Source organism: Mycobacterium asiaticum, assembly GCF_001668675.1.
Lineage (GTDB): Bacteria > Actinomycetota > Actinomycetes > Mycobacteriales > Mycobacteriaceae > Mycobacterium > Mycobacterium asiaticum_D.
Genome location: NZ_LZKQ01000177.1, coordinates 23,042 through 31,816 on the forward strand (window position 1 = coordinate 23,042; position 8,775 = coordinate 31,816).

Genomic DNA, 8,775 nt, shown 5'->3' on the forward strand with positions numbered 1-8,775 from the left:
CGACTAGTGACGGAATTAGCTCCAGATCCAGCTCCCGTCGTTCATTCGACAGCCGAGAAGCTGGCCGAGCTGCGCGCTCGTCTGGAGCTGGCCAAGGAGCCCGGCGGTGAGAAGGCCGCCGCCAAACGCGAGAAAAAGGGCATCCCGAGCGCCCGCGCCCGCGTCCATGCGCTCGTCGACCCCGGCACGTTCTTCGAGATCGGCGCGCTGTGCAAGACGCCGGGTGACCCCAACGCGCTGTACGGCGACGGGGTGGTCACCGGGCACGCGCTGATCGACGGCCGTCCGGTCGGGGTGTTCTCGCACGACCAGACCGTTTTCCAGGGCACCGTCGGCGAGATGTTCGGCCGCAAGGTCGCCCGGCTGATGGAGTGGTGCGCGATGGTCGGCTGCCCGATCATCGGCATCCAGGACTCCGGCGGCGCCCGCATCCAGGACGCGGTCACCTCGCTCGCCTGGTACGCCGAGTTGGGTCAACGTCACGAGGCGCTGTCCGGCGTGGTGCCGCAGATCTCGCTGATCTTCGGCAAATGCGCCGGGGGAGCGGTGTATTCGCCGATCCAGGACGACCTGCTGGTGTCGGTGCGCGACCAGGGCTACTTCTTCGTCACCGGCCCCGACGTGATCCGTGAGGTCACCGGCGAGGACGTCACCCTCGACGAGCTCGGCGGCTCCGACGCGCAGGCCCGCTACGGCAACATCCACCAGGTGGTGAACTCCGAAGCCGAGGCGTTCCAGTACGTACGCGAGTTCCTGTCGTTCCTGCCGTCGAACTGCTTCGGCAAGCCGCCGGTCATCAACCCCGGGCTGGAGCCGGAGATCACCCCGACCGACCTCGAACTCGACACGATCGTGCCGGACTCCGACAATGCGGCCTACGACATGCACGAGATCCTGCTGCGCATCTTCGACGACGGGGACTTCCTGGACGTCGCGCCGCAGCACGGGCCCGCCATCATCACCGGGTACGCCCGGGTGGACGGGCGCCCGGTGGGCGTGATCGCCAACCAGCCCATGTACATGTCCGGGGCGATCGACAACGAAGCTTCCGACAAGGCGGCGCGGTTCATCAGGTTCTGCGATTCCTTCCAGATTCCGCTGGTGTTCGTGGTGGACACACCCGGGTTCCTGCCCGGCGCCGAGGAGGAGAAGCGGGGCATCATCAAGCGCGGCGGGCGGTTCCTGTACTCCGTCGTCGAGGCCGACGTGCCCAAGGTGACGATCACCATCCGCAAGTCCTACGGCGGCGCGTACGCCGTGATGGGCTCGCGGCAGCTGACCGCCGACTTCAACTTCGCCTGGCCCACCGCGCGCATCGCGGTGATCGGTGCGGAGGGGGCCGCACAGCTGCTGGTGAAGCGCTTCCCGGATCCGACGGCGCCTGAGGTGCAGCAGATCAAGAAGGACTTCATCGAGGGCTACAACCTCAACATGGCGATTCCGTGGATAGCCGCCGAGCGCGGGTTCATCGATGCGGTGGTTGACCCGCACGAGACCCGGCTGCTGCTGCGCCGGTCGCTGCACATCTTGCGGGACAAGCAGAACTGGACGCGACTGGCGCGTAAGCACGGCCTGATCCCGATCTAGCGTTTGTGGCGCGAGCAGACGCAAAAGCCCCCTCTCCGTACCGGATTCGGGGGCTTTCGCGTCTGCCCGCGGGGTGGCTGGCGCGGCGGCGGGCGGTCAACCGCGCCGAGTGTGCAAACGGCGACGCAACACGCCGGTGCGTCGTCGGGAAACGCACGCTCGATCTCAACCCGCCGGTTCTACAAACGTGATTCGCTGCCCCGCGACCGCGTAGGTGAACCGAACCGGGGTCTGGTTCTGCAGGCTTTGCCGCAGCATCGCGTGCCACGCGATGGAATTCGGTTCATCGCGGTCCAGGAAGTAGATCGCCGCAAGGTGTCCGAAGGCCACCCGCACCGCGGCATCCGGATCGCTATCCCATAGCTGGACCACCACTTGCACCTCCGGCAGTGAGTCGGCGGCGGCCTCGCCCGGCGCGACACAAATAAGCGCAAACAGCATCAGTAAGAGGGTCACCGTCATCCGGCGAGCAGACGCGAAAGCCCCTATTTTGACCATGATTCGGGTGCTTTCACGTCTGCTCGCCCAGGGTTAGCGACCCGGCGACCAGGTCGTCGAAGCGCTCCAGCGCCTCGTCGGCATCGGCGTCGATCCCGCGCAGCGGCCCATGGTCGGCCAGGTACCGCCGCGCGTAGAGTCGCGCGACCGATGCTTTGCGCTCACCACCGCGGGTCTCCCGCTCCCACGCCGCCTGCTCGGTCAGCAGCGCACCGGCGTACACGTCGCCCATGAACTGGGCCAGCGGGAAAAGCCGCGCCTCGGCCACTGGGCCATCCAACTTCTGCCAGGCCGTGACGGCCGCGTCCACATCTTCGATCCGATCTGCCACCAGGCGGGTCGTCTCGTCGTCGTCGGAGACGGACACCGCGTCGCGCATCCGGCCCAGCAGCGCCTCGTGGGCCTGGGTCTGCACGATGCCGCGCCGCACGTCCAGGCACAAAATGTTGTCCGGCCCCTCCCAGATGGTGTTCACCTGCCCGTCGCGCAATAGCCTTGCCACCGGCCAAGTTTCGATATAGCCGTTGCCGCCGTGGATCTCGATCGCGTCGGACGCCGCGGTAATGCCCAGCCGGGCGACCTTGAGCTTGGTGACCGGGACGGCGATACGTTGCCGCACCCCCCGCGGCTGACGGTGGTTCTTCGCGCCGGTGCCGTCGAAGACCAGCGCCTGCGCCGCTTCGACGTCGACGATCAGCTCCGCGAGCTTGCGTCGCATCAGCGGCTTGTCGATCAGCGCACCGCCGAACGCCTGCCGCTGCCGGGCGTAGCACAACGACTCGACCAGAGCGCGTCGTGCGTTGGCGAGTCCGAACAGCGCGATGCCGAGGCGCGCCGCGTTGGTCAGCTCCATCATCCGGCCCAGGCCCTTTCCGTCGGACGGACCCGAGTCACCTGACGGCTCACCGGACAGCAGAAAAGCTTCCGCGTCGACGAACTCGACCTCGCCGGAAGCGACCGACCGAGTACCGAGTTTGTCCTTCAGCCGGCGCACCCGCACCCCGTTGCGGGACCCGTCGCGGCGGGTGCGGAGCACCAGGAAGTTGGCGACACCGCGGCTCGAGTCCGGCGCCCCTTCCGGCTTGGCCAGCACGACGAACGCCTCGCCGGCGCAGTTGGACGCGAACCATTTGAAGCCGTTCAGCAGCCACGCGTCACCCGCGCGGCGCGCGGTCGTCTCCAGGGCGCCCAGATCCGACCCGCCGGTCCGTTCGGTAAGCAGCTGCGCCGTTTCACCGGCCCACTCACCGGCGTCGAACTTGGCCAGCACGTAATCGCGTACGTCCGGCGGCGCGTAGGCGGCCACCAGCGACTGGACCATGCCGCCGCCGGTGCCCAGCGCGCAGCCCATCCCGATGTCGGCCTGGTTGAGCAGATAGTTCGACGCGAACATCGCCAGCGACGAGCGGAAGCCCGCAGAACGCGCCGCGTCGCGCAACTTCTGCTGCGCATCCAGCACGGCGCGTTTGGACTGGGTGAACGACGGCGGCATGACGACCCGGCCGATGTCATGCCCCCAGCGGTCGTAGCGTTCCAGCCGCGGCGGATTGCGGTCGGTCTCTTCGGCCCAGCGCGCCACCGGTCCGCCCATCAGTGCACCGATGTCGGTAAGCACGGGTTCGACCGCCGCCAGCTCCTCGGGCGTCAAGTAGTACGCCATGGTGAACTGCAGGGTGGGGTCGGTCAAATACCAGTTCAATCCTGTTGCACCGGAGTAATTTTCAGTGCGGTAGCGCTCCGACTTCGCCGGTGTGGAGAACGGCAGCCGATCGACGGCCTCCAGGTCGTACTCGGTCATGCCGCGACGGTATTACATATCGGCGGTGTTTCGGGTCAGACCGGCGACACGTACTCCGAGGTGTAGAACTCTGCCGGCGCCTGATTGTTGGGATGGGGCGACGCGACGAACACCCAAACGCCCGTGGCGCCCTGTCGCAAGGGCGCCGTGATGGTCACGTTCGCCACCCCCGCGCCGTCGGTGTCCAAGCCGGTGAAGGTGGTGCCCGGGTCGCCCGGACCGCAGGTCTCTGACGAGGGCCGCGGCATCTGAATCAGGCCGATGTCGTAGTGGGCGCCCGGGCTGTTGGAGATCACCATGTTCACGTCGGCGACAACTGTCGACCCGGAGGTATGGATATTGGCTACGCCACGCCCAGCCGAGGTCCGCGGTACCTGGGTCCAGGTCTGGACGGCGCTGAAATCGCATCTGCGCAAGACCGAGCTGATCGGCACCGGTGAGTTCGCGGTTGCGATACCGGCCCCCAATGTCACCGTCGAGGCGGCCACAACCACCATTGACGTAGCGGAGAATCCCAAGCGAGTCAGCGTGTCCATCTGCCCACCCATTCCTATTCGGCCGATTTCCTGGCCCGAGATATTGACACAATTCGCGAAAACGAAACTGCAACCGAAAATTGACAACTATGCAAATCGGGCGGGCGTCTCGAATGGGATTACAGCGAAGACGTGTTGCGTTCAGAGGCAAAGGTTTTCGCAACTACGAGCCAACGGAAGCCCGGCCATTGGTTCGCATAAGCAATAGCAAAGAAGTCTTAGCGGTTCTCGGATAGCACCAGATAGTCGGTCAAGGCGTTGCCGACGGCGATGGCGCCCAACGCGGTGGGATGCAGGGGCACGCTGTCGTTGTCGGTGATATAGCCCGACACATATCGGTCGGCCGCCGGGGCGCACATGTCATGTCCCTCGGACAGCGACCGGGTGTCGAAGAACTCGATGCCCTTTTCGGCGGCGAGTTGTATTTGCCGGTCGTCGAGTTCGTCGACCTTGGCCTGCAGATAGTTGGCGTCGGGCGGCAGCACCGGTTGCTCGGGGTAACAGCCGCCGGGCCGGACGAAGGTGCCGTAGCCCACCATGATGATCCTCGCCCTGGGGGCCGCGGCGCGCAGTTGGTCGATCATGGTGGCCCAGACGGGCAACTGGGCGGCGATGGTGCTGGACAGCCGGTCTTCGTTGTCGGCGAGGAATTTTGTGCTGCACGGCTTCGGGTCGGCGCCCTTGGCCTCACAGGACTCGGCGTCGCCGGCCAACCCGATGTCGTTGGCGCCGATGGTGATCGTGATCAGGTCCGTGGGCGGGCCGATCATGTCGAGCTGACGGGGGATCAGCCCGTGGTCGGTTCGCTGCTCGCGGTTGACGACGTCGTCGGTCGTCGCTCCGCTGCACGTGACGTCGTGAAACGCGGACGCGTCGAGGCGCCGGGCCAGCACGGCGGGATAGTTGTTGGTCGACCGGTGGCAGCCGCGCGGCGCCGCCGGCTCCGGCACGCCCGGGGCGGCGGCGAAAGAGTCACCCATGGCGACGTAGTTCGGCCGCGCGGCCGCGCCCGGACCGGGCGGCGGCGTCGCGGCACATCCGCCGCACGCGACGCCGACCAGCAGGGCGATGCCCAGGCGCGTCGAGGACATGCCATCCAGTGTTACGGCCCGATGCGGATCTTGCCCGGCGACCACAGGCCGCTGCGCGTCGCCTCACCCAGATCCAGCCGCGCGGGCGGCGCGTCGACCAGGGTCTCGAACTTGCGCAGGGAGCCCCAGTCGCGGGCCCAGTCGCGGGACAGGTAGGTGGCCATCACGTGGGCGCGCAGCAGGAGGTCGGTGATGCCCAGCAGACCGCCGTTCTTGCCGTCTTCCCACGTGTCAGTGTCCAGCTTCTTGGCCGAGTAGTCGGGCGTGATGCGGAACCGCGGAATCTCGGTCACCCCGTTGGTGTGCAGCATCGGCTGCTGGCACGGGAAGGCCAGTCCGACCGCCCAGTCCAGCAGTACCGGCTGCGTCGAACCGACGTACTCCTGCAGGGAGCGCAACTCCGGCACCCGCGGCGGGGTGATCGCGATCCAATCCTCCGGGGTCAGCGACAGGTCTTCGGCGACCACCCGGACCGCGACGGCGTCGGCCGGCATCTTGTCCCGGGCGAACCGCAGGTTGCGCCACGCCTTGGGCTGCTCGCCGTACAGGTCGTCGGGCACGAGCCGCCCCGCGGGCACCAGCGCGCCTGGGGTGGGCCTGGCGTACTCGAGGACCACGGTCTGCCCGGCCGTGTAGTGGTGCAGCACGCTGTTGCCGGCGATCTTGCCGGCCGCCGTCACAACCACCAGCGGGTGCCCGTCGTCCGGCTTGGGCAGCAGGTACCACGCCGAGGCGAGTTTGCTCTGCTGCTGCGCGCCGTTGGTGTAGGTGCCCGCCAGCGGCACCCGCGCCGGGTCGAGCTGGTAGGGGAGCGGCACTCTGGAACCATTGACGCCGGTTGTTTTCGTTTTGGCCGGGGCATCCCAGTCGTAGTCGGTGCCGGGCTGGTTGGGCTTCATGACGATCGCCTCGGCGACGGTGTGCTCCGGCACGCCGTTGGGTGAGAAGCCGACCGGGTCGGTGCCGCCGAGTGGGCCGAGCGGGCCGTAATCACCGGGCACTGGTGTCATGAAGCCGGCGTTGGTGTCCGGTTCGACGAGCACGTCGTCAGCGAGTCCGCAGCCACCGGCGAAGGCCCGGATGTTCGACCAGCCGTTGGAGTAGGTGGGGTACTGCCGCACGATCCCGATGCCCATCGATGCGACGAACACCAGCGCCATGAACCCGGCGGCCAACGCGACGGGCGCCTTCGTCAGGGCACGGACCGCCCGGCCTTCACCACTGCCCCGCGGCGCGAAGTGCAGCCAGGCGGCGTATATCGCGGCCAACACAAACAACGCGACAAACATTGCGCTGACCGTGATTCCGGCGATCTTCGGCATGGTGCTGTTGAACGGCACGCCGTAGCTGGAGACGTACCACCAACCGTTGGTGGTGGCGAAACACAACGCCAGCGTGAAGAACACCGCCGCCAGGAAGGCCATCCGGTTGCGCGACCAGCGCAGCACCGATGGCGACACCAGCACCGTCGTCAGCGCGGCCATCGCGGCACCCACCGCGGCGAACAGACCGAAGTGGTGCACCCACTTGGTCGGGGTGAACATCAGGAAGAACATGGTGCCGAAGATGATGCCCATCAGCCGCCACGCCGGACCCCGGGCCACACCGGGAATCCGCTTGCGCCGCAACATGATGAACACCGCCGTGAACAGGCACAGCGCGGTGATCAGGAACCCGAACCGGCGCGACAGCGAGCCGTCGACGGTGGGCAGGATCAGGTAGTAGTAGCGCAGGTTCTCGGTGTACCAGGCCTGGCTCGGTCCGATCTTGCCTCGAACCCTGGTGGCTTCCAACACACTTGCCAGCGTCTGGTCGGCGAACACCACCGTCAGGATGATCGTTCCCGCCGCGAGCATCGGCGACAGCAACGGCAACGTGCCCCCGACCATCCGGCGGCGTTTGACCAGAATGCGCAGCAGCGGACGGCCGGCGGCCACCAGTGCCGCCACCGCGATGAGTCCGGTGGGCTGCACACCGAGGGTGAACGCCGCGGTGATGATTGCCAGCGCCGCCGGTGTCAGGCGGCTGTACCGCATCGACCGTTCGATCAGCACATAGGTGACCAGCGACCCGAGCGCGATGATCCCCTCGGGCCGCAGCCCGTTGTCGAACGGCATCCACGCGGTCAGCAGCACCATCGCCGCGGCCCAGTTGGCGGGTTTGCTGGCGGTGACCGCGGGCCCGAGTCGGGGCAGCACCTCACGCGACAGCAACAGCCAGCACACCAACCCGGCGAACAGGTCGGGCAGACGCATCCAGATGCTGGCGTCGCTGACGTGGGTCATCAACGCCAGCAGGTTGTAGTACCAGCCGAACGGGTCTTCCGGGCTGCCGAACCAGCGGAAGTAATTGGACATGTAACCGGCGCGGTCGGCGACGCGGGCCATGCCCAGGATGTAGCCGTCGTCGGAAGAGTTGGCGCCGATGACATGCCAGAGCAGGAAGGCGAAGATCACCACGCCGTCGAGCAGGGTGAAGGTGCGCCAGTTGGCCGGAATCCACCGCCGCATTCGGTGCCCGTCGAGCTGGTCCAGGCGCCACAGCGCGATCAGCGCAACGAGGGTGGACACGATCGCCCCGACAATGGCCAAGAGCTTGAGCGTGGTCGGCGTGGTGGAAAAGCGGCTGTCGATGGTCGCCGACATGCTCAGCTTGGGTGGCGCCGGCCCGGTGAGGTCGGTGAAGACGCCGACGATCTGCGGTCGCAGGTTCGGGTCGGGGAACCCGCTGCGCAGCGGTCCGCCGCCGGGATCCTTGAGTCCGACGAAGTTGGCGAAGGTGCCGGCGTGCGTCGAGCTGATGTCGATGTACTCACATTGCGGCGAGGCCACCAGATCGCGCGGCACCGACAGGATCACCACGTTGCGGTCGGTCACGTCCACGCGCTGCGCGCTGACCACCACGAAAAGGGCGTTGAGATTGGCGTCCTTGCCCTGTTTGGGCGCGGTGCCCAGGACCACTCCGCCCGACGGCGGCATCTCGCGCACGATGCTGCACGGCACGGTCGCCTTGAAGTCCACCGGCGTCAGTGAGATCAGCGGCGAGGTGACGCTGTTGAGCTGGCCGTCCTGCGGCCAGTTCAGCATTGCGGTGGTCTGAACCACCGGCAGCAGTGGCGTGGCGACCGACAACACGAAACCGAGCAACCCGGCGATAGTCGCGACCCAGCGGGTGATTTTTTCCCCGCGAGCAGACGCGCAAACCCCCCCCATTGCGCGGGTGGGGGGGGGTTTGGGGGGTGGCGGGCCGCAACTGCAGGGGGGGG

6 protein-coding genes are annotated in these 8,775 nt (G+C 67.3%); 1 reads left to right on the top strand and 5 read right to left on the bottom strand.

Annotated features, from left to right (window positions below):
* The first annotated feature begins 6 nt into the window (after positions 1–6).
* On the top strand, positions 7–1,587 hold the full coding sequence (locus A9X01_RS15150) for an acyl-CoA carboxylase subunit beta (protein ID WP_065121551.1): 1,581 nt from the start codon (positions 7–9) through the stop codon (positions 1,585–1,587).
* Positions 1,588–1,752: 165 nt separating this feature from the next.
* Here the strand turns inward: A9X01_RS15150 and A9X01_RS15155 are convergent, their stop codons facing one another.
* From A9X01_RS15155 to embB, 5 genes are all read right to left on the bottom strand, one after another.
* Complete coding sequence (locus A9X01_RS15155; RefSeq protein ID WP_155772106.1) at positions 1,753–2,028, bottom strand: hypothetical protein; 276 nt, start codon at positions 2,026–2,028, stop codon at positions 1,753–1,755.
* Between the two features lie 70 nt (positions 2,029–2,098).
* Complete coding sequence (locus tag A9X01_RS15160) at positions 2,099–3,883, bottom strand: acyl-CoA dehydrogenase family protein (RefSeq protein WP_065121553.1); 1,785 nt, start codon at positions 3,881–3,883, stop codon at positions 2,099–2,101.
* Positions 3,884–3,918: 35 nt separating this feature from the next.
* Complete coding sequence (locus A9X01_RS15165) at positions 3,919–4,419, bottom strand: hypothetical protein (protein ID WP_065121554.1); 501 nt, start codon at positions 4,417–4,419, stop codon at positions 3,919–3,921.
* Between the two features lie 218 nt (positions 4,420–4,637).
* A complete protein-coding gene (locus tag A9X01_RS15170; protein ID WP_065121558.1) occupies positions 4,638–5,510 on the bottom strand; it encodes an SGNH/GDSL hydrolase family protein in 873 nt (290 codons plus the stop codon).
* Between the two features lie 11 nt (positions 5,511–5,521).
* Positions 5,522–8,722, bottom strand: coding sequence for an arabinosyltransferase EmbB (gene embB, locus A9X01_RS15175; protein ID WP_065121555.1), 3,201 nt, complete (start codon positions 8,720–8,722; stop codon positions 5,522–5,524).
* Between the last annotated feature and the right edge of the window lie 53 nt (positions 8,723–8,775).